The organism is Streptomyces sp. DSM 41931 (assembly GCF_050271085.1).
GTDB lineage: Bacteria > Actinomycetota > Actinomycetes > Streptomycetales > Streptomycetaceae > Streptomyces > Streptomyces albogriseolus.
In genome coordinates this window covers 6,271,167-6,290,320 of the sequence record NZ_CP189902.1, presented here as the reverse complement: position 1 = coordinate 6,290,320, position 19,154 = coordinate 6,271,167, and the positions used below count along the sequence as shown (strand labels likewise).

Annotated in this window: 15 protein-coding genes; 5 read left to right on the top strand and 10 right to left on the bottom strand. The window is 73.6% G+C overall.

The annotated features are described in order from the left end of the window. Positions 1-3: 3 nt before the first annotated feature. Positions 4-585, bottom strand: coding sequence for an HdeD family acid-resistance protein (locus ACP7TJ_RS28735; RefSeq protein WP_093764063.1), 582 nt, complete (start codon positions 583-585; stop codon positions 4-6). A 130-nt stretch (positions 586-715) separates the two neighbouring features. Between ACP7TJ_RS28735 and ACP7TJ_RS28730 the strand changes: the two genes are divergently transcribed. From ACP7TJ_RS28730 to ACP7TJ_RS28720, 3 genes are all read left to right on the top strand, one after another. After that, entirely contained in the window at positions 716-1,498 is a 783-nt protein-coding gene (locus ACP7TJ_RS28730; protein ID WP_390920389.1) for an enoyl-CoA hydratase/isomerase family protein, read from the top strand. Positions 1,499-1,560: 62 nt separating this feature from the next. After that, positions 1,561-1,692: an LPFR motif small protein gene (locus ACP7TJ_RS28725; protein ID WP_251100090.1), complete on the top strand. Its 132-nt coding sequence runs from the start codon at positions 1,561-1,563 to the stop codon at positions 1,690-1,692. Between the two features lie 104 nt (positions 1,693-1,796). Beyond that, entirely contained in the window at positions 1,797-4,160 is a 2,364-nt protein-coding gene (locus ACP7TJ_RS28720; RefSeq protein WP_427766439.1) for a Tex family protein, read from the top strand. A gap of 46 nt (positions 4,161-4,206) precedes the next feature. Here the strand turns inward: ACP7TJ_RS28720 and ACP7TJ_RS28715 are convergent, their stop codons facing one another. Both ACP7TJ_RS28715 and ACP7TJ_RS28710 read right to left on the bottom strand, forming a co-directional pair. Then, positions 4,207-5,847, bottom strand: coding sequence for an ABC-F family ATP-binding cassette domain-containing protein (locus ACP7TJ_RS28715; protein WP_427766436.1), 1,641 nt, complete (start codon positions 5,845-5,847; stop codon positions 4,207-4,209). A gap of 50 nt (positions 5,848-5,897) precedes the next feature. Then, entirely contained in the window at positions 5,898-6,920 is a 1,023-nt protein-coding gene (locus tag ACP7TJ_RS28710; protein ID WP_266402759.1) for an oxidoreductase, read from the bottom strand. 66 nt (positions 6,921-6,986) lie between these two features. Between ACP7TJ_RS28710 and ACP7TJ_RS28705 the strand changes: the two genes are divergently transcribed. Further along, positions 6,987-7,940 (top strand): FAD-dependent oxidoreductase, encoded by a 954-nt coding sequence (locus ACP7TJ_RS28705; RefSeq protein WP_266402756.1) that lies wholly within the window; start codon positions 6,987-6,989, stop codon positions 7,938-7,940. Between the two features lie 54 nt (positions 7,941-7,994). Here the strand turns inward: ACP7TJ_RS28705 and ACP7TJ_RS28700 are convergent, their stop codons facing one another. The 4 genes from ACP7TJ_RS28700 to ACP7TJ_RS28685 all read right to left on the bottom strand — a co-directional run bounded on the left by ACP7TJ_RS28700 (position 7,995) and on the right by ACP7TJ_RS28685 (position 13,584). Further along, positions 7,995-9,716 (bottom strand): BCCT family transporter, encoded by a 1,722-nt coding sequence (locus ACP7TJ_RS28700; RefSeq protein ID WP_093764069.1) that lies wholly within the window; start codon positions 9,714-9,716, stop codon positions 7,995-7,997. An 81-nt stretch (positions 9,717-9,797) separates the two neighbouring features. Continuing rightward, on the bottom strand, positions 9,798-11,087 hold the full coding sequence (locus ACP7TJ_RS28695; protein ID WP_427766431.1) for a M14 family metallopeptidase: 1,290 nt from the start codon (positions 11,085-11,087) through the stop codon (positions 9,798-9,800). Continuing rightward, positions 11,084-13,036 carry a Xaa-Pro dipeptidyl-peptidase gene (locus tag ACP7TJ_RS28690; protein ID WP_427766428.1) on the bottom strand — a complete coding sequence of 651 codons (1,953 nt, stop codon included), beginning with the start codon at positions 13,034-13,036 and terminating at the stop codon, positions 11,084-11,086. The genes ACP7TJ_RS28695 and ACP7TJ_RS28690 overlap by 4 nt, the downstream gene beginning before the upstream one ends. Positions 13,037-13,107: 71 nt before the next feature. Then, positions 13,108-13,584 carry a macro domain-containing protein gene (locus ACP7TJ_RS28685; protein WP_367548359.1) on the bottom strand — a complete coding sequence of 159 codons (477 nt, stop codon included), beginning with the start codon at positions 13,582-13,584 and terminating at the stop codon, positions 13,108-13,110. 97 nt (positions 13,585-13,681) lie between these two features. On the opposite strand from ACP7TJ_RS28685, the gene ACP7TJ_RS28680 reads away from it, so the two are divergent. Beyond that, positions 13,682-14,398 (top strand): MerR family transcriptional regulator, encoded by a 717-nt coding sequence (locus tag ACP7TJ_RS28680; protein WP_093764072.1) that lies wholly within the window; start codon positions 13,682-13,684, stop codon positions 14,396-14,398. A gap of 30 nt (positions 14,399-14,428) precedes the next feature. Here the strand turns inward: ACP7TJ_RS28680 and ACP7TJ_RS28675 are convergent, their stop codons facing one another. The 3 genes from ACP7TJ_RS28675 to ACP7TJ_RS28665 are packed head-to-tail and all read right to left on the bottom strand — an operon-like array spanning position 14,429 to position 19,015. After that, on the bottom strand, positions 14,429-16,609 hold the full coding sequence (locus ACP7TJ_RS28675; RefSeq protein ID WP_367462684.1) for a 3-hydroxyacyl-CoA dehydrogenase NAD-binding domain-containing protein: 2,181 nt from the start codon (positions 16,607-16,609) through the stop codon (positions 14,429-14,431). Between the two features lie 34 nt (positions 16,610-16,643). After that, positions 16,644-17,858 (bottom strand): acetyl-CoA C-acetyltransferase, encoded by a 1,215-nt coding sequence (locus ACP7TJ_RS28670; protein ID WP_387621239.1) that lies wholly within the window; start codon positions 17,856-17,858, stop codon positions 16,644-16,646. Next, entirely contained in the window at positions 17,855-19,015 is a 1,161-nt protein-coding gene (locus ACP7TJ_RS28665; RefSeq protein WP_427766423.1) for a CaiB/BaiF CoA transferase family protein, read from the bottom strand. The genes ACP7TJ_RS28670 and ACP7TJ_RS28665 overlap by 4 nt, the downstream gene beginning before the upstream one ends. Positions 19,016-19,154: the final 139 nt, after the last annotated feature.

Here is a 19,154-nt window from a genome sequence, read left to right as displayed (position 1 = left end):
CGGCTACTTCCCGGCGACCATGCCCACGACGCGCCGGCCGCTGTAGCCGGTGGCGATCAGTCCCAGCCCGTCGAAGAGCAGGGACAACGAGAAGAACGTGCCGATGACGTACTGGCTGCTGCTCGGCCAGGTGGCCAGGACGAGGATGCCGAGGAGCAGCCCGAAGGCGCCCTGCACCAGCGTCCAGCCGACCTGCGGGCCGCGGACCACCAGGCTGCCGACCAGCCGGAACACCCCGCCGGTCAGGAACAGCAGCGCCGCGAACATGGTCAGCGCCTCGGCCGCCGCCTCCGGGGTCTTGATGATCACCACCCCGGCCGCGATGTTCAGGGCGGCGACGACCACGCCCAGCCAGAAGAAGTTCGTCTGCCGCGCCTGCACCGCGTGCAGCAGCCCGACGATCCCGCCGACCAGCAGCAGCCAGCCGAACAGCAGCATCGTGGTCAGCGTGGCGGCGGCCGTGTAGATCAGGCCGATCAGCCCGGCGACGACGAGGATCACCCCGAGCACGGCGAGCAGGCCGAAGCCGCGGTTCAGCTTCGCCGTGTCGCCCCGCGGGCCCGCGGCTGCGGTGGACCTGGTCATGGCTGCCTCCCGGGTCTCGTCCCCCTCTTCCCGACGCTCCCGCTCCCCCGTGTCCCCCGCCCGTGACGGTCGTAACGCCGGGTCCGGCCCGCCGTCCGGGGCCGTGACCGGGGCGGATAGCATCCGCCGCATGGAGGAGCCGCAGCTGCTGCACAGCGTGACCGACTCGGTCGCCACGGTCGTCATCCGTCATCCCGCGAAGCGCAACGCGATGACCGCCGCGATGTGGGCGTCCCTGCCCCCGCTGCTCGGCGCGCTGGCGGACGACCCGGCCGTGCGGGCGCTGGTGCTCACCGGCGACGGCGGCACCTTCTGCGCCGGGGCGGACATCTCCACGCTCCAGGGCTCGCCGCTGGAGGCGCAGCGGCTGGCCGTCGCCGCCGAGGAGGCCCTTGCGGCCTTCCCCAAGCCGACCCTGGCCGCCGTGCGCGGCCACTGCGTGGGAGGCGGGGCGCAGCTCGCGGCCGCCTGCGACCTGCGGTTCGCCGAAGAGGGCGCGCGGTTCGGGGTGACCCCGGCGAAGCTGGGCATCGTCTACCCGTCCTCCGCGACCCGGCGGCTGGTGTCGCTGGTGGGCCCCGCGACCGCCAAGTACCTTCTCTTCTCGGGCGAGCTGATCGACACGGAGCGGGCGCTGCGCACGGGGCTGGTGGACGAGGTGCTGCCCGCGGGCGCGCTGGACGCACGGGTCGCCGAGTTCACCCGGATCCTGGCCTCGCGGTCGCTGCTGACCCAGGCGGCGGCGAAGGAGTTCGCCGACGGCCGCACCGGCCGCGACGACCACTGGCACAAGGCGGCCGCCGCGAGCGAGGACACCGCGGAGGGGGTGACGGCGTTTCTGGAGCGCAGGGCGCCGCGGTTCACCTGGAACCTGTCCGCCCCCGAGGACGCCTCCGTCCCCCGTGCATGGTGAGGTCTGGACGAGGTACCCGCAGGGAGTCCGGCCGGACGGTCCAAAGGGGAAAGGGGTACCACGTGTTCCGTGCCATCGCAGATGTCCTGCGCCAGATCGGCGGCGCCGTCGCCACCGTCGTGACCCTGCCGTTCCGGGCGCTCGCCCGGCTGTTCGGCGGCGCGTCCTCCACCGCGCGCGGGCGTCGCGCCTGAGTCCGCCCGAGGGGCGCCGGGGCGCGTCGCCGCCCTGATCCCCGATTGTCGTCGTCACCTGCCACAATTGCCGCGCAACCTCAGTGAGAAGGCGGTACGGGAACGTGACGACACCCCTCGCAGGGTCCATCGAAGGCAGGATCGCCGAGGAACTCGGCGTACGGGAGCGGCAGGTCAGGGCCGCCGTGGAACTGCTGGACGGCGGTTCGACGGTGCCCTTCATCGCCCGCTACCGCAAGGAAGCGACCGAGATGCTCGACGATGCGCAGCTGCGCACGCTCGAGGAGCGGCTGCGCTATCTGCGGGAGCTGGAGGAGCGGCGCACGGCGATCCTCGACTCGGTGCGTGAGCAGGGCAAGCTCACCGAGGAGCTCGAGGCCCGCATCCGGGGCGCGGAGACCAAGGCGCGCCTGGAGGACATCTACCTGCCGTTCAAGCCCAAGCGGCGCACCAAGGCGCAGATCGCCCGCGAGGCGGGTCTGGAGCCGCTGGCGGAGGGGCTGCTCGCCGATCCCGGTGTCGAGCCCCTCGCCGCGGCCGCCGCGTTCGTGGACGCCGACAAGGGCGTCGCGGATCCGCAGGCCGCTCTGGACGGCGCGCGGGCCATCCTCACCGAGCGTTTCTCCGAGGACGCCGACCTGATCGGCGAGCTGCGCGAGCGCATGTGGGTGCGCGGGCGGCTGGCGGCGAAGGTGCGGGAGGGCAAGGAGGAGGCGGGCGCCAAGTTCGCCGACTACTTCGACTTCTCCGAGCCCTTCACCGAGCTGCCCTCGCACCGGGTGCTGGCGATGCTGCGCGGCGAGAAGGAGGAGGTCCTCGACCTCGTCCTGGAGCCGGAGGAGCCCACCGACGGCCCCTCGTCGTACGAGGGCGTCGTCGCCCACCGGTTCGGGATCGCCGACCGGGGCCGCCCGGGCGACAAGTGGCTGCTGGACACGGTCCGCTGGGCCTGGCGCACGCGCATCCTGGTGCACCTGGGCCTCGACCTCCGCCTGCGGCTGCGCACCGCCGCCGAGGACGAGGCGGTGCGGGTGTTCGCCGCCAACCTGCGCGACCTGCTGCTGGCCGCCCCGGCCGGCACGCGCGCGACGCTCGGCCTGGACCCCGGCTTCCGCACGGGCGTGAAGGTCGCCGTGGTCGACGCGACCGGCAAGGTCGTCGCCACGGACGTGATCCACCCGCACGTCCCGGCGAACCGCTGGGACGAGGCGATCGCCAAGCTGGCCCGGCTCGCCGAGGAGCACGCGGTCGAGCTGATCGCCATCGGCAACGGCACGGCGTCCCGCGAGACCGACAAGCTCGCCGGCGAACTCATCGCCAGGCACCCCGAGCTGAAGCTGACGAAGGTGATGGTGTCCGAGGCGGGCGCCTCCGTGTACTCGGCCTCCGCGTTCGCCTCGCAGGAGCTGCCGGACATGGATGTGTCGCTGCGCGGCGCGGTGTCCATCGCGCGCCGCCTCCAGGACCCGCTGGCCGAGCTGGTGAAGATCGACCCGAAGTCGATCGGCGTCGGCCAGTACCAGCACGACCTGTCCGAGGTGAAGCTGTCGCGTTCGCTGGACGCGGTGGTGGAGGACTGTGTGAACGGCGTGGGCGTGGACGTCAACACCGCGTCCGCCCCGCTGCTCGCCCGGGTGTCCGGCATCTCCTCCGGTCTCGCCGAGAACATCGTGGCCCACCGCGACTCCCACGGGCCGTTCAGGAGCCGCTCCGAACTGAAGAAGGTGGCCCGGCTCGGCCCCAAGGCGTACGAGCAGTGCGCGGGCTTCCTGCGGATCCGCGGCGACGACCCGCTGGACGCGTCCAGTGTGCACCCCGAGGCGTACCCGGTGGTGCGGCGGATGGTGAAGACCACCGGGCAGGAGGTGGCCTCGCTCATCGGCAACACGGCGGTGCTGCGCTCGCTGCGCCCGCAGGACTTCGTGGACGACACCTTCGGTCTGCCGACCGTGTCCGACATCCTCAAGGAGCTGGAGAAGCCGGGCCGCGACCCGCGTCCGGCGTTCAGGACGGCCGCCTTCAAGGAGGGCGTGGAGAAGATCTCCGACCTGTCCTCAGGGATGATCCTGGAGGGCGTGGTGACCAACGTGGCCGCGTTCGGCGCGTTCGTCGACGTCGGCGTCCACCAGGACGGTCTGGTGCACGTCTCCGCGATGTCGAAGACGTTCGTCAAGGACCCGCGTGACGTGGTGAAGCCGGGCGACATCGTCAAGGTGAAGGTGCTGGACGTCGACATCCCGCGCAAGCGGATCTCGCTGACGCTGCGTCTGGACGACGAGGCGGCCCCGCAGGGCGGTCCGTCGGGCGGCGAGCGGCGGCAGCGCGGCGGGCGGCCCCCGCAGCAGCGCCAGGCCCGCGGGGGCGGGGGCGGCGGCGGTGCGCGTCAGGCGCCCGCCCCGGCCAACGGCGCGATGGCGGACGCCTTGCGCCGCGCGGGTCTGCTGGACCCGAAGAGCGGCCGCCGCTGAGCGCAGGAGTGCGGTCCCGGGGCCCCGTGCGGGGCCCGGGACCGGCTCAGCGTTCGGTCACGGCGCCGTCGGTGACGTGCAGACGGCGGGTCACACGGACCGCGTCCAGCATGCGGCGGTCGTGGGTGACCAGCAGCAGCGTGCCCTCGTAGGCGTCGAGAGCCGACTCCAGCTGCTCGATGGCGGGCAGGTCGAGGTGGTTGGTCGGCTCGTCCAGGACGAGGAGGTTGACGCCCCGGCCCTGGAGCAGCGCGAGGGCGGCGCGGGTGCGCTCGCCCGGTGACAGGGTCGCCGCGGGCCGCAGTACGTGCTCCGCCTTGAGGCCGAACTTGGCGAGCAGCGTGCGGATGTCGGCCGGCTCCAGGTCCGGGACCGAGGGCCGGAAGGCGTCCAGCAGGGTCTCCGGGCCGTGGAACAGGGCGCGGGCCTGGTCGACCTCCCCCAGCAGCACGCCCGAGCCCAGGGCGGCGTGGCCCGCGTCGAGCGGCACGCGGCCCAGCAGGGCGCCGAGCAGGGTGGACTTGCCCGCGCCGTTCGCGCCGGTCACCGCGACCCGGTCGGCCCAGTCGATCTGCAGGGTCACCGGGCCGAGGGCGAAGCCGTCGCGGCGCACCACGGCGTCCCGCAGGGTGGCGACCACGGCGCCGGAGCGCGGGGCCGTCGCGATCTCCATGCGCAGCTCCCACTCCTTGCGCGGCTCCTCGACGACCTCCAGGCGCTCGATCATGCGCTGCGTCTGCCGGGCCTTGGCGGCCTGCTTCTCACTGGCCTCGCTGCGGAACTTGCGGCCGATCTTGTCGTTGTCGTTCCCCGCCTTGCGGCGGGCGTTCTTCACGCCCTTGTCCATCCAGGCGCGCTGCGTCTGCGCCCGGTCCTGGAGCGCGGCGCGCTTGTCGGCGTACTCCTCGTACTCGTCGCGCGCGTGGCGGCGGGCCACCTCGCGCTCCTCCAGGTAGGCGTCGTAGCCGCCGCCGTAGAGGTTGATCTGCCGCTGGGCCAGGTCGAGTTCGAGGACCTTGGTGACCGTGCGGGAGAGGAACTCGCGGTCGTGGCTGACGACGACCGTGCCGGCGCGCAGGCCGCTCACGAACCGTTCGAGGCGTTCCAGGCCGTCCAGGTCGAGGTCGTTGGTCGGCTCGTCGAGCAGGAAGACGTCGTAGCGGGACAGCAGGAGGGAGGCGAGCCCGGCGCGGGCCGCCTGGCCGCCGGACAGGGCGGTCATCGGCTGGTCGAGGCCGACGTCCAGACCGAGGGCCGCGGCGACCTCCTCGGCGCGTTCGTCGAGGTCGGCGCCGCCCAGCGCGAGCCACCGTTCGAGGGCGGTGGCGTAGGCGTCGTCCGCGCCGGGGGCGCCGTCGACCAGTCCCTGGGTCGCCTCGTCCATGGCGCGCTGGGCCTCGGCGACTCCGGTGCGGCGGGCCAGGAAGGCGCGCACGGTCTCGCCGGGCCGCCGCTCCGGCTCCTGCGGGAGGTGGCCGACGGTGGCGGTGGGCGGGGAGAGCCGCAGCTCGCCCTCCTCGGGCGCGGCGAGCCCGGCGAGCAGGCGCAGCAGCGTGGACTTGCCGGCGCCGTTGGCCCCGACCAGGCCGATCACGTCGCCGGGGGCGACGACGAGGTCGAGCCCCGCGAACAGGGAGCGGTCGCCGTGTCCGGCGGCGAGGTTCTTGGCGACGAGGGTGGCAGTCATCAGACCGCCGATCCTAGAGCCTCGGCGGCGGGGCGAGGGCTCCGGGCCGGTCAGGGGCGGACGGCGGTGACCAGCACCGTTCCGGCGGTGCGGGCCACGAGGTACGCCTCGCCCTTCACCGCGGGCGGATCCAGCGGGACGCGGTGCCGGCCGGGTTCGAGGACCGCGTCGAAGAGGTCCCGGCTGTGCGCGCGGGAGAGGCGGTCGACGCGGTGCGCGGTGAGCCGGACGCGGCAGGCGGACACCACCTCGAACTCGGCGGCGCCGCCGGCCGCGGTGAGGTCCGTCAGCCGCCGGTGGTCGTCCCGGCCCGCCTCCAGGGCCTGTTCGGTCTGGGCGACCAGCAGCGGGACCACGGGCGCGAGCGCGTCGACGCAGGGCACGTCCGCCCCGGCGCCGGCCAGCGCCCGGCGCACGGCGTCGCGTTCACGCGCGGGGGCGGAGCGGCCGAACAGCACCGCGCCGTAGGACCGGAGTTCGCCGGCGGGGACGCCGTCGGCGCTCTGGGTGATGTCGGCGCCGATGCCGATGGTGCGCAGGGCGGCGGCCAGCCGGGCGAGCAGGGCCACGCGGGCGCCGATGAGCAGGACGCGGCGGCGGCTGCCGGGGAGGTCGCCGTCCAGGAGGGCGGTCAGGGCGGCGCGGTACTCGGCGCCGCGGAAGCGGAACGGGCCCATCCCGTGGTAGCCGTCGCGTTCCAGGTCGGCGTGGGCGCCGGTCTGCCAGGCGAAGTCCCGCCAGATGACGTCCTCGCCGTCCCGCTCGATGACCGCGGTCACGGCGCCGCAGGCGAGCTCCTCGCACTCGGGGCAGCCGTAGACGACGTACCGGCCGTCGGGCAGGGGCGCGCCCGTCTCCAGCAGCAGGCCGCGGACCTGGGCGGTGAAGAGGGACGGCGGCACGTCCGAGGCGAGCGGGGAGACGGCGTCCAGGTCGGACAGGCGGTACAGCAGCGGGCGTCCGTCGACCACGAAGTCGACGAAGTCGCGGTGCACTTGGAAGTCCCCGCCGGCGAGGAGCCCCCCGGGGCGGGTCGCCGGCGCCAGGCCGAAGGTCGCGTACTCGGCAGACATGCCGTGAGTATTCCCACCCGGGACCGGACCCGAGCACGCGCGCGGACATCCGCTACCGTCCGCCGGATGGGAAGCGAAAAGGACAGCGGTGTCGTGGTGGTCGGCGGCGGGGTGACCGGGCTGACCACGGCGGTGGTCCTCGCCGAGCGGGGCGTACGGGTGCGGCTGTGGACGCGGGACCCGGTCGGGGCGACCACCTCGGCGGTCGCGGGCGCCCTGTGGTGGCCGTACCGCATCGACCCCCCGGAGTCGGCGCGGGCGTGGGCGCTGGAGTCGCTCGACGTGTACGAGGAGCTGGCGCTGCGGCCGGACGCGACGGGCGTACGGATGGTCGAGGGAGTACTGGGCGAGACGCCGATGGACGAGGTCGGCGGGTGGGCCGCCGCGCGGCTGCCGGGGCTGCGTCCGGTGTCGGAGGCGGAGTACCCGGGCGGGTGGGGGCTGTGGGCGCGGCTGCCGCTGATCGACATGCCGGCCCATCTGCCGTATCTGCGGGACCGGTTGACGGCGGCGGGCGGCACGGTGGAGACGCGTGCGGTGGCGGATCTCGCGGAGGCCGACGCGCCGGTGGTGGTCAACTGCACGGGCCTGGCGGCGCGGGAGCTGGTGCCGGACCCGTCGGTGCGGCCGGTGCGGGGGCAGCTGGTGGTCGTGGAGAACCCGGGGATCCGCACCTGGATGGTCACCGAGGGCGCGGACGGGTCGATGGCGTACTTCTTCCCGCAGCCGGGGCGGCTGCTGCTGGGCGGCACGGCCGAGGAGGACGTGTGGTCCGACCGGCCGGACCCGGCGGCGGCCGAGGCGATCGTGCGGCGGTGCGCGGCGCTGCGCCCGGAGATCGCGCAGGCCCGTGTGCTGGGACACCGGGTGGGGCTGCGTCCCGCGCGGGACGCGGTCCGTCTGGAGCGCACCCGGCTGCCGGACGGGCGGGTGCTGGTGCACAACTACGGCCACGGCGGCGCGGGCGTCACCGTGGCCTGGGGGTGTGCGCGTCAGGCGGCGGGGCTGGCCGCGACGTGAGGCGCGGGGCGGGCGTCCGGCGCCCGCCCCGCGTCACGGCACGGCCCGCGCGGGTCAGTGCTTGCCGATGGGGTCGCCCTCGACGTCCGGTCCGCGGCCGGGTCCGACGCGCAGCTCGAACTCGCCGTCGTACTTCTTGTGGCCCTCGATGACCGCGAGTTCGACCGCCTCGCTGCCCATCTTGCCGCGGACGACGAGCGGGTCGTGGCGCAGGTCGCGCATGAGCGCCACGCACATGAAGATCATGACGACCACGAACGGCGCCGCGGCGAGGATGGTGAGGTTCTGCAGACCGGTCAGGGCGTCGCCCTGGCCGCTGCCGACCATGAGCATGATGGCCGCCACGGCCCCGGTGACCACGCCCCAGAACACCACGGCCCAGCGGCTGGGTTCGAGGGAGCCCTGCTGCGAGAGGGTGCCCATCACGACGGAGGCCGCGTCGGCGCCCGAGACGAAGAAGATGCCCACGAGGACCATCACCAGCAGGCTGGTGATGGTGGCGACGGGGAACTCCTGCAGCACGGCGAACAGCCGGCCCTCGGGGGTGGTCTCGTCGCCGAGCCGGTTCTGCTCCTGCAGGCGCATCGCCGAGCCGCCGAAGATGGCGAACCAGACCAGGCTGACCGCGCTGGGCACGAGGATGACGCCGCCGATGAACTGACGGATGGTCCGGCCGCGGCTGATGCGGGCGATGAACATGCCGACGAACGGCGTCCAGGAGATCCACCACGCCCAGTAGAAGACGGTCCAGCTGCCCAGCCAGTCGGCGACTCCCTCGCCGCCGCTGATCTCGGTGCGGCCGGCCATCTCCGGCAGGTCGCCGAGGTAGGTGAAGACCGAGGTCGGCAGCAGGTCGAGGACGAGGACGGTGGGGCCGGCGACGAACACGAACACGGCGAGGAGCAGCGCCAGCACCATGTTGGTGTTGGACAGCCACTGGATGCCCTTCTCCACGCCGGAGACCGCGGACGCCACGAACGCCACGGTCAGCACGGCGATGATGGAGACCAGCAGCCCGGTGCCGACCTTGTCCAGCCAGTCGAGCTTCTCCACGCCGGAGCCGATCTGCAGCGCGCCGAGGCCGAGGGAGGCCGCCGAGCCGAAGACGGTCGCGATGATGGCGAGCACGTCGATGACCCGGCCGGCGGCGCCGCTCGCGTTCTTCTCGCCGATGAGCGGGGTGAACACGGCGCTGACGGTCTGCCGGCGGCGGCGCCGGAAGGTGCTGTAGGCGATCGCGAGGCCGACCACGGCGTAGATCGCCCACGGGTGGAGCGTCCAGTGGAACAGCGTGGTGGCCATGGCCGTCGACATCCGGTCGCCCGAGTCCTGCGGGCCGGTGCCGGGCGGCGGGGTGCCGAAGTGCGCGAGCGGTTCGCTCACGCCCCAGAACATCAGTCCGATGCCCATGCCGGCGCTGAACATCATGGCGATCCAGGACACCGTGCGGAACTCCGGCTCCTCGCCCTCGGCGCCCAGCGTGATGCGGCCGTAGCGGCTGGCGGCCAGCCACAGGGCGAAGACGACGAAGCCGGAGGCGGCCAGGATGAAGCCCCAGCCGCCGTTGTGCATCAGTCCGGCCAGCAGGTCGGCGGAGACGCCCTCCAGTGAGTCCGTCCAGACGGCTCCCCACAGGACGAAGGCCAGGGTGAGCACGGCGGTGACGCCGAACACCACCCAGTCGGTGCGCGGCTTGTCCCGGCCGGGCAGGCCCGCTTCGGAGCCGGGCAGCGGGCCTGCCGTGGAGTCCTTGTCGCTTCGGTCGTCCTGCGTCACAGGCGGAACCTTTCGTCCGAGCCTTCGGGCGGAGAGCCCTCCTCCCGATAGGCCCTTACCACCGATGGCGCAAAATTCACCTCATCGGCAGGACGTGACCGCCTCGCCTTCGGCCAGGTGGTACGTCGCACGGCCGTCCAGGAGCAGCGGGACGAGCGCCCGCAGCGGCTGCCGCAGCGATACGAACACCCCGTCTCCCTCCCGCTGGACGCGTACGCCGTGCAGGGCCAGCTCGTCGCCCACATCCGCGTACTGACCTGCGGTGAGGCGGTAACCGCACGGCGGGTCGGCGAGCACCTCGGAGGGTTCGGGCGTCTCGTTGTCGGCGCCGCCGAGGTACACCGGCCCGCGGTCCGCGTACCCGGCGGCGCGGGCCCGGGCGGTGACCGCCTCGACCTTCGCCCGGTGCTCCCAGGAGAACAGGATCAGGCCGTTCAGCGCCGCGAGGTGCGAGTGCACCCTGCGCCGGTTGTTGAGCGCCTCATCGGCCTTCTCCTCGTCGGTGAGCGGGTCGACGCGGCTCTCGATGAGCAGCCCGACGGCGTGCTTGACGCCGGACAGGTTCCGCAGGATGCGTTCCTGGCCGTCGCCGGCGGTCTGCCGGATCGGGTCGCCGGTGACCGGGTCGGTCCAGATGCCGTAGGTGCCGGTGGAGTACCCGGCGGCGCCGGCGGCGGGACGGATGTGGTCCTCGGACAGGGACCGGGCGACGTCGTGGACCGCGGGATGGGTGTTGAGGTTGCGCGGCCACAGGTCGAACAGGTCCTTGTCGTAGTACGGCGGGGTGGCGCCGTACTCGTGCAGGTCGTAGATCACGTCGGGCCGCTCGTCGCGGATCACGGCGGCCAGCGCCCGGCCCTCCGCGGTCCTGAGGGCGACGTGGTCGCGGTTGATGTCGACGCCGTCGCTGTTGCCCCGGGTGTCGGCGGCCCGCCCGTCGGGGTTGGCGGTGGGGACGACGAGCACTGTGGTCCGCTCCAGGAAGCGCCTGGTCCGCCGGTCGCCGGCGTACGCCAGGTCGCGGATCGTGGTGAGGCAGGCCTCCCGGCCGGAGGGTTCGTCGCCGTGCTGGCTGCACACCAGGAGGACCGTGTTCGGGCTCCGGTCCGCGCCGATGCGGACCAGCCGCAGGGGGCGGTCCTGGGCGGTCGTGCCGATGCGGCTGACATGGACGCGGCCGCTCGCGCGGTCGACGGTGTCCAGGAAGCGCTGTTCCTCGGGCTGGGTGGTCCAGCGGGCGCCGTGGCTCTGCTCGAAGCCGGTGCGCGGCGGGGCCACGGTGTCGTGCGCCCCGGCGGCGGGGGCGGTGACGAGGGTCGCGGCGAGGCCCGTGAGGACGGTGGCGGTGAGGAGCGCGGCGCGTCGTCTCATCGGGTCCCCCCCGGGACCCGGTGGGCGGTGGCGGGCGGGCGGACGCCGTCCGGTGCGCTGCGCGGCGCCGTGACGGGCGGTCCGGAGGTGGCGCGGGCGAACGCGGCGGCGCCGCCGACGAAGGGGACCCGGGCGGAGGTGCGGGCCAGGTCGAGGGTGAGCGTCGGGGTCTCGGCCGGCGGGTCGATCAGACCGCGGTCGGTGCCGGCGACGATCAGCGCGAGCCGGTGGCCGCGGGGGACGACGTGGTCGGTGGCGGCCAGGTCGAGGGTGAGCGTGTAGCGCTTCCCGGGGACGAGCGGTTCGCCCCGGCCGGTTCCGGCGTGTTCGCCGAGGTCGGCCCAGCCGCGGCTGACGACGGTGTGGCCGACGTCGGCGGTCTTGGCGCGGGTCTCCCGGTAGCAGGAGCTGTCGCCCTCGGTGCTCGGTCCCCAGCAGGTGCGTTCGGGCAGGGTGACGATGCCTTCGCCGGCGTCGCCGTAGTCGCGGACCGTGTCGGGGCCGAGGTCGACCAGGACGGCGGAGAGATGGGCCGTCGGGGTGCTGGGCGTGACGGTGACGGTCACCCGGGAGGAGCCGGCCAGGCGCAGGCCGCGGGTGAGCGGGCGGGTGACGAAGCCCGCCTTCTCCGGGGTCGGGGTGTCGATCCGGGCGGCCCAGTCGGTCTCGCCCAGCGCGGGGTCGTCGGTGAAGGTCGCGGTGGACCGGTCGGGACGCCGGCCGAGCGTGCCGACGCCGTCCTGGGCGCCGCGCGCGGGACGCAGGGTGACGGGGCGGGTGCCGCGCGGGGGCCAGGCGGCGGAGGTGACCCACTCGTCGGGCGCGCGCTCGATGTCGGCGACCGGTTCTCGGTCGATGCCGTTGTCGATGCCCTTGAGTTCGTGGTCGAACCAGCGGTGCAGGGTGCGCACCCACTCCGCGCGGCGGAAGTCGAAGGGGTCGACATGGCCGGTCTGCGACAGCCAGATCTTGCGCCGGACGCCGTTCTTCCCGAGGGCGTCCCACCAGGGGCCGACGTGCTGCATGCGGACGTTGAGGTCCTGCATGCCGTGCACCAGGAACACGCTGGCGCGGACCTTCTTCGCGGCGCGGACGTAGTCGCGTGCGGTCCACAGCGGGGTGCGGTCGCCGGTGCGCGGGGCGCCGTCGACGAGCTCGCGGGCGACCTCCGCGCAGTTCTCGCGGGCCTCGGGGGTCTGGACGTAGCGGGCGAGCCGGTCGGGTCCGGAGCCGTAGAGCGGTGCGCCCTGGGAGAAGTAGTAGTCGTACCAGGTGGAGATCGCGGCGATCGGGACGATGGTCTTCAGTCCCTCGACGCCGGTGGCGGCGACACCGTTGGCGATGGTGCCGTCCCAGCTCTTGCCGATCATGCCGGTGCTGCCGTCGGTCCAGTCGGCGCGCACCGGCTCGCCGCCGGTGCGGCTGCTGTACGCCTTCGCGCGGCCGTTCAGCCAGTCGACGACGGCCTTGGCCGACCGGATGTCCGAGCGGCCGCCGACGTCGACGCAGCCGTCGGAGCGGCTGGTGCCGGCGAGGTCGACGCCGACGACGGCGTAGCCGCGCGGCACGAAGAAGTTGTCGTAGAACAGCGGCATCCGCACGATGTCGCCGTGTCCGTCGTAGGTCTTGGTCTGGCTCTCGTTGCCCCGCCCGCAGCAGGAGTAGTACGGGCTGGCGTCCATGATGACGGGGACCTTGCGGCCCTTGCGGGCGGCCTCGCGGGGACGGACGATGTCGACGGCGACCCGGTCGGTGCGTCCGTCGCGGTCCTCGTCGAGGCCGGTGTCCACCCAGACGGCCTCGCGAACGGCGTCGGCGTAGGAGTGGACGGGGCGGCTCTCTCGCGGGGCGGCGTCCGCCGCGGCGGGGGTGAGCAGGGTGGCCGTCAGGGCGGCGGTGGCCGCCGTCGCGAGCGTTCTCCAGGTCGTGGGGCGCGTGCGTATCGGCATGCGCCGGACGGTACCCCGGTGAACTCCGGTGCAGAAGAGGGCGTTTGACGATGCGTGGGGTCGCGGCGGCGTCAGTCGTGGTCGTACACCGTGACCGGTATCCCCCTCCGGACCAGGCGGTTCTCCACGAGAGGTTCCACGCGGGACCACGTGCCGCCGGCGAGGCCGCAGCCGATGCGGGGCATGTGGACCGACGCGCCGAGTTCGAGGGCGTGTCCGGCGAGGCGGTCCAGGGCCGTGTCGACGGCCTCGTAGCGGACCGGGACGCCCTTGCTGCCGGTGCGCACGCCGCGCTGGCCGATCATGTTGGCCACCCACACGTACCGCTCGACCTGGACGAGCCGCACCGCGCCCAGGCCGAAGTCGTTGGCGGCACGGTCGCGGTGCCAGGCGCGGTACGCCGCCTCCGGCTCGGGCCAGCGGCGGGACAGGGCGAGGACGAAGCCCTTGCCCCATCCGCCGATGTCGTTGCACACATGGGCGATCACTTTGACGCCCTTCACCGCCGGAGCGGTGGCGTCACCCCGGACGTATCTGATCTCGGTCATGGCCGCACCGTACCGGCCGGCACCGACAGCGCCGCCGCGACGACCGGGATGACAGCGGAGGTGTCACAGCGGCGGTGGGACAGCGATACTGCTGCACATGACGACCGAGACGGAGGCCCTGACGATCGACGAGCTGGCGGCCCGGGCCGGGGTCACCGTGCGCACGGTCCGCTTCTACGGCACGAAGGGTCTGCTGCCGCCCCCGGTGCTCGGTCCCCGGCGGGTGGGCCGCTACGGCAGGGAGCACCTGGGGCGCCTCGAACTGATCGAGGAGCTGCAGAGCCGGGGCATGACCCTGGCCGCGATCGAACGCTATCTGGCGCAGCTCCCGCCGGACCTGAGCGTGCGGGACCTGGCCGTGCAGCGGGCGGTGGTGGCGTCCTGGGCGCCGGGCACGGTGGAGACGGTGTCCCGTGCGGAGCTGGAGCGCCGGGCGGGGCGCGCGCTGGGCGAGGAGGAGCTGGAGCGGCTCGCGGCGATGGACGTCGTGGAGCGGGTGGGCGATCCCGGCGCCGGCCCGGACGGCGAGGTGTTCCGGGTGGACGCCGGGCTGCTGCGGCTCGGGGTGGAGCTGCTGGACGTGCCGCTGTCGCACGAGTCGGTGCTGGCCGCACGCGCGGTGCTCACCGAGCACTCCCGCGCGGCCGCCCGGGAGCTGTCGCGGCTGCTGCGCGACGCGGTGGCGGACAAGGACTCGCGCGACGTGCGGTCCCTGTCCGCGCGGATGCATCCGCTGGTGGTGCAGGCGCTGCTCACCACGTTCCAGCGGTCGCTGAAGGAGGAGCTGCGGGAGTGGCTCGACGAGGACGGCTGAGCCGCCGCTCGCCGGGCCTCTCCCGCGAGGTCAGCGGGCGTCCGTGAAGATCTCGCCCTTCTCCGCCTTCTCCACCAGCAGGGCGGGCGGGGTGAACCGCTCGCCGTAGCGCTCGCTCAGCTCGCGGGCGCGCGCGACGAAGCCGGGCAGGCCTCCCTCGTAGCCGTTGATGTACTGCAGGACGCCGCCGGTCCAGCCCGGGAAGCCGATGCCGAGGATGGAGCCGATGTTGGCGTCGGCGACGGAGGTGAGCACGCCCTCCTCCAGCAGCCGGACGGTGTCCAGCGCCTCGGAGAACAGCATCCGCTCCTGCATGTCGCGGAACGGGATGGTGTGCCCGGGCTTGGTGAAGTGCTCGCGCAGCCCGGGCCACAGCAGGCCGCGCCTGCCGTTCTCGTCGTAGTCGTAGAAGCCGGCGCCGCCGGAGCGTCCGGTGCGGCCGAACTCGTCGACCATGCGGTCCACGACCGCCTCGGCCGGGTGCGGGGTCCAGGTGCCGCCCGCCTCCTCGACGGCCCGCTGTGTCTCGCGGCGGATCTTCCGCGGCAGGGTGAGGGTCAGCTCGTCCATCAGGGAGAGCACCTTGGCCGGGTAGCCCGCCTGGGCCGCCGCCTGCTCGACCGACGCGGGCTCGATGCCCTCGCCGACCATCGCCACGCCCTCGTTGATGAAGTGGCCGATGACGCGGGAGGTGAAGAAGCCGCGGGAGTCGTTGACCACGATCGGGGTCTTGTTGATCTGGCGGACCAGGTCGAAGGCGCGGGCGAGGGCCTCCTCGCCGGTGCGCTCCCCCTTGATGATCTCGACGAGCGGCATCTTGTCGACGGGCGAGAAGAAGTGCAGGCCGATGAAGTCCTCCTGCCGCTCGACGCCCTCGGCGAGGGCGGTGATGGGCAGGGTGGAGGTGTTGGAGCAGAGCAGCGCGCCGGGCGCGACGACGTTCTGCACCTCCTGGAAGACCTTGTGCTTGAGGGAGGTGTCCTCGAAGACGGCCTCGACGACCGCGTCGCAGCCGGCGAGGTCGGACACCTCGGCGGTGGGCGTGATCCGGGCGAGCAGCGCGTCGGCCTTCTCCTGCGTGGTGCGGCCCTTGGCGACGGCCTTGGCGCACAGCTTCTCGGAGTAGCCCTTGCCCTTGAGCGCGGCCTCGAGGGAGACGTCCTTGAGGACGACGTCGATGCCGGCGCGTGCGCAGGAGTAGGCGATGCCGGCGCCCATCATGCCGGCGCCGAGGACGGCGACCTTGGTGACCTTGCGGGCCGGGACGCCCTTGGGGCGGCCCGCGCCGGAGTTGACCGCCTGGAGGTCGAAGAAGAACGCCTGGATCATGTTCTTCGACGTCTGTCCTGCGGCCAGCTCCACGAAGTAGCGGGCCTCGATGACCTGGGCGGTGTCGAAGTCGACCTGGGCGCCTTCGACGGCGGCGGCCATGATGTTGCGCGGGGCCGGGTAGGGGGCGCCGCCGGTCTGCTTGCGCAGGTTGGCCGGGAAGGCGGGCAGGTTGGCGGCGAACTTGGGGTGCGACGGGGTGCCGCCGGGGATGCGGTAGCCGGGGCGGTCCCAGGGCTGCGCGGACTCGGGGTGGGCGTCGATGAAGGCGCGGGCCTTGGCGAGCATCTCCTCGCGGGTCTCGGCGACCTCGTCGACCAGGCCGTTCTCCAGGGCGCGGCGCGGGCTGTACTGGGTGCCCTGGAGGAGCACCTTCAGCAGCGCGTCGGTGATGCCGAGCAGGCGGACGGTGCGGACGACGCCGCCGCCTCCGGGCAGCAGGCCCAGGGTGACCTCCGGGCAGCCGATCTTGGAGCCGGGGGCGTCCAGGGCGATGCGGTGGTGGCAGGCCAGGGCGATCTCGTAACCGCCGCCCAGGGCCGCGCCGTTGATGGCGGCGACGACCGGCTTGCCCAGGGTCTCCATGCGGCGCAGCTGGCGCTTGAAGGCCAGGCCGCCGTCGAACAGCTCCTGGGCGGTGTCGGGGGTAACCCGGATCAGGTCGCGCAGGTCGCCGCCGGCGAAGAAGGTCTTCTTGGCGGAGGTGAGGATGACGCCGCGGAGGGAGTCCTTCTCCGCCTCCAGGCGGTCGGTGATCGCGGCGAAGGAGTCGCGGAACGCCTTGTTGACGGTGTTCGCGGACTGGTCGGGGTCGTCGAGGACGAGGGTGACGACGCCGGTGTCGTCCTGCTCCCAGCGGATGGTGGTGGACTCGCTGCTCATGAGGGTGTGCTCCAGGTGATCCGTCGGGAGGGGGTCAGATGCGTTCGACGATGGTGGCGATGCCCATGCCGCCGCCCACGCAGAGCGTGGCGAGCCCGTAGCGCTTGTCCTGGCGCTCCAGTTCGTCGACGAGGGTGCCGAGGATCATCGCGCCGGTGGCGCCGAGCGGGTGGCCGAGCGCGATGGCGCCGCCGTTGACGTTGACCTTGTCCAGGGAGAGGCCCATGTCCTTGACGAAGCGGAGCACGACCGCGGCGAACGCCTCGTTGATCTCCACGAGGTCGATGTCGTCGATGGTCAGTCCGGCCTTGGCGAGCGCCTTGCGGGTGGCGGGCGCGGGGCCGGTGAGCATGATGGTCGGCTCGGAGCCGGAGACGGCGGCGGAGACGATGCGGGCGCGCGGGGTGAGGCCGTAGCGCTCGCCGACCTCCTTGGAGCCGATCGCGACGAGGGCGGCGCCGTCGACGATGCCGGAGGAGTTGCCCGCGTGGTGGACGTGGTCGATCTTCTCCACCCAGTGGTACTTCTGCAGCGCGACGGCGTCGAAGCCGCCCAGCTCGCCGATGTCCGCGAACGACGGCTTGAGCTGGGCGAGGGAGTCGGCGGTGGTGCCGGGGCGCAGGTGCTCGTCGTGGTCGAGGACGACGAGGCCGCCGCGGTCCTTCACCGGGACGACGGACCGCTCGAAGCGGTTCTCCTTCCAGGCGCCCGCGGCGCGCTCCTGGGAGAGGGCGGCGTACTCGTCGACGTCGCGGCGGGAGAAGCCCTCGATGGTGGCGATGAGGTCGGCGCCGATGCCCTGCGGCACGAAGTTGACCTCGAGGTTGGTCATCGGGTCGTTGAACCAGGCGCCGCCGTCGGAGGCCATCGGGACGCGGGACATGGACTCCACGCCGCCCGCGAGGACCAGGTCCTCCCAGCCCGAACGGACCTTCATCGCGGCCATGTTGACGGCTTCCAGACCGGAGGCGCAGAAGCGGTTCTCCTGGACGCCGGCCACCGTGTCGGGCAGGCCCGCGGCGATGGCGGCGATGCGGGCGATGTCGGAGCCCTGGTCGCCGACCGGGCCGACGACGCCGAGGACGATGTCGTCGACGGCGGCCGGGTCGAGGCCGGGGAAACGGGCGCGGATCTCGTGGATCAGCCCGACGACCAGGTCGATGGGCTTGGTGCCGTGCAGGGCGCCGTTCGCCTTGCCGCGTCCGCGCGGGGTGCGGATCGCGTCGTACACATACGCTTCGGTGCTCACGAGGAGGCCTTTCGCTGAGGGTTCGAGGGCGGGGGCAGCAGGCCGGGTACGCCCCAGTCGCGGGCCACGTCCTCGGTGTCGGCGCCCGGCCGGGCGGGCCCGGTGCGGACGGTGGCGGGCGTCGCGGAGAACCGCGGCGCGGGGGCGGGCTGGGTGATGCCCGCGTGGTCGGTGAAGGTGGAGCGGGCGGCGAGGTGCGGGTGGTGCGGGGCCTCGCGCAGCGACAGCACCGGCGCCACGCACGCGTCGGTGCCCTCGAAGACGGCGGTCCAGGCGTCGCGGGTGCGGGAGGCGAAGCGTCCGGCGACCCGGGTGCGCAGCTCCGGCCAGCGGGTGACGTCGGCGTGCGCCCCGGCGAGGTCGGTGAGGTCCAGCAGGCGCAGGAACTCGGCGTAGAACCGCGGTTCCAGCGCGCCGACGGCCATGTGTCCGCCGTCGGCGGTCGCGTAGGTGCCGTAGTAGGGGCAGCCGCCGTCGAGGAGGTTGGCGCCGCGGCGGTCCTGCCAGACGCCGGCGGCGAGCATGCCGTGGATCATCGAGGTGAGGTGGGCGGTGCCGTCCACGATGGCGGCGTCGACGACCTGTCCGGTGCCGCTGGCGCGCGCGTGGTGGAGGGCGGCGAGGACGCCCACCACCAGGTACAGGGAGCCGCCCGCGTAGTCGCCGAGGAGGTTGGCGGGGGCGACCGGGGGCCGGCCGGGCTCACCGGTCATGCCGAGGGCGCCGGTGACGGCGATGTAGCCGATGTCGTGTCCGGCGCGGTCGGCGAGGGGGCCGTCCTGGCCCCAGCCGGTCATCCTCCCGTACACCAGGCGGGGGTTGCGGGCCCGGCAGTCCTCGGGGCCGACGCCGAGGCGCTCGGCCACGCCGGGGCGGTAGCCCTCGATCAGGATGTCGGCGCGCTCGGCGAGGTCGAGGACGCGGGCTGCGCCGTCCGGGGCCTTCAGGTCGACGACCACGGAGCGCTTGTTGCGGTTGGTGACGTCGCGGGCGGGGTCGATGCCGAGTCCGGGGCCGCCGGGACGGTCGACGCGTACGACGTCGGCGCCCAGGTCGGCGAGGAGCATGGCGGCGAAGGGGCCGGGGCCGATGCCGGCCAGCTCGACCACGCGCACGCCGGTGAGCGGGCCGTCGTCCGGCGCCGTCGCCTCCGTCATCGAGCCCCCATCGGCTGTGACACTCCTGGTGTAACACCTGCGATGTTAAGAACGCCACGCACCGGGCACAAGGCCGGGCGAGCAAGCGCTTGGCCACAGTAGCCGAGCGCTCCCGGGGACGGACCGCGGTGCGGTCCGG

Excerpts from the sequence above, each read along its gene's own strand:
- ACP7TJ_RS28735 (WP_093764063.1), bottom strand. The coding sequence starts at position 585 with ATGACCAGGTCCACCGCAGCCGCGGGCCCGCGGGGCGACACGGCGAAG.
- ACP7TJ_RS28730 (WP_390920389.1), top strand. The coding sequence starts at position 716 with ATGGAGGAGCCGCAGCTGCTGCACAGCGTGACCGACTCGGTCGCCACG.
- ACP7TJ_RS28715 (WP_427766436.1), bottom strand. The coding sequence starts at position 5,847 with ATGACTGCCACCCTCGTCGCCAAGAACCTCGCCGCCGGACACGGCGAC.
- ACP7TJ_RS28710 (WP_266402759.1), bottom strand. The coding sequence starts at position 6,920 with ATGTCTGCCGAGTACGCGACCTTCGGCCTGGCGCCGGCGACCCGCCCC.
- ACP7TJ_RS28705 (WP_266402756.1), top strand. The coding sequence starts at position 6,987 with ATGGGAAGCGAAAAGGACAGCGGTGTCGTGGTGGTCGGCGGCGGGGTG.
- ACP7TJ_RS28695 (WP_427766431.1), bottom strand. The coding sequence starts at position 11,087 with ATGAGACGACGCGCCGCGCTCCTCACCGCCACCGTCCTCACGGGCCTC.
- ACP7TJ_RS28690 (WP_427766428.1), bottom strand. The coding sequence starts at position 13,036 with ATGCCGATACGCACGCGCCCCACGACCTGGAGAACGCTCGCGACGGCG.
- ACP7TJ_RS28685 (WP_367548359.1), bottom strand. The coding sequence starts at position 13,584 with ATGACCGAGATCAGATACGTCCGGGGTGACGCCACCGCTCCGGCGGTG.
- ACP7TJ_RS28680 (WP_093764072.1), top strand. The coding sequence starts at position 13,682 with ATGACGACCGAGACGGAGGCCCTGACGATCGACGAGCTGGCGGCCCGG.
- ACP7TJ_RS28675 (WP_367462684.1), bottom strand. The coding sequence starts at position 16,609 with ATGAGCAGCGAGTCCACCACCATCCGCTGGGAGCAGGACGACACCGGC.
- ACP7TJ_RS28665 (WP_427766423.1), bottom strand. The coding sequence starts at position 19,015 with ATGACGGAGGCGACGGCGCCGGACGACGGCCCGCTCACCGGCGTGCGC.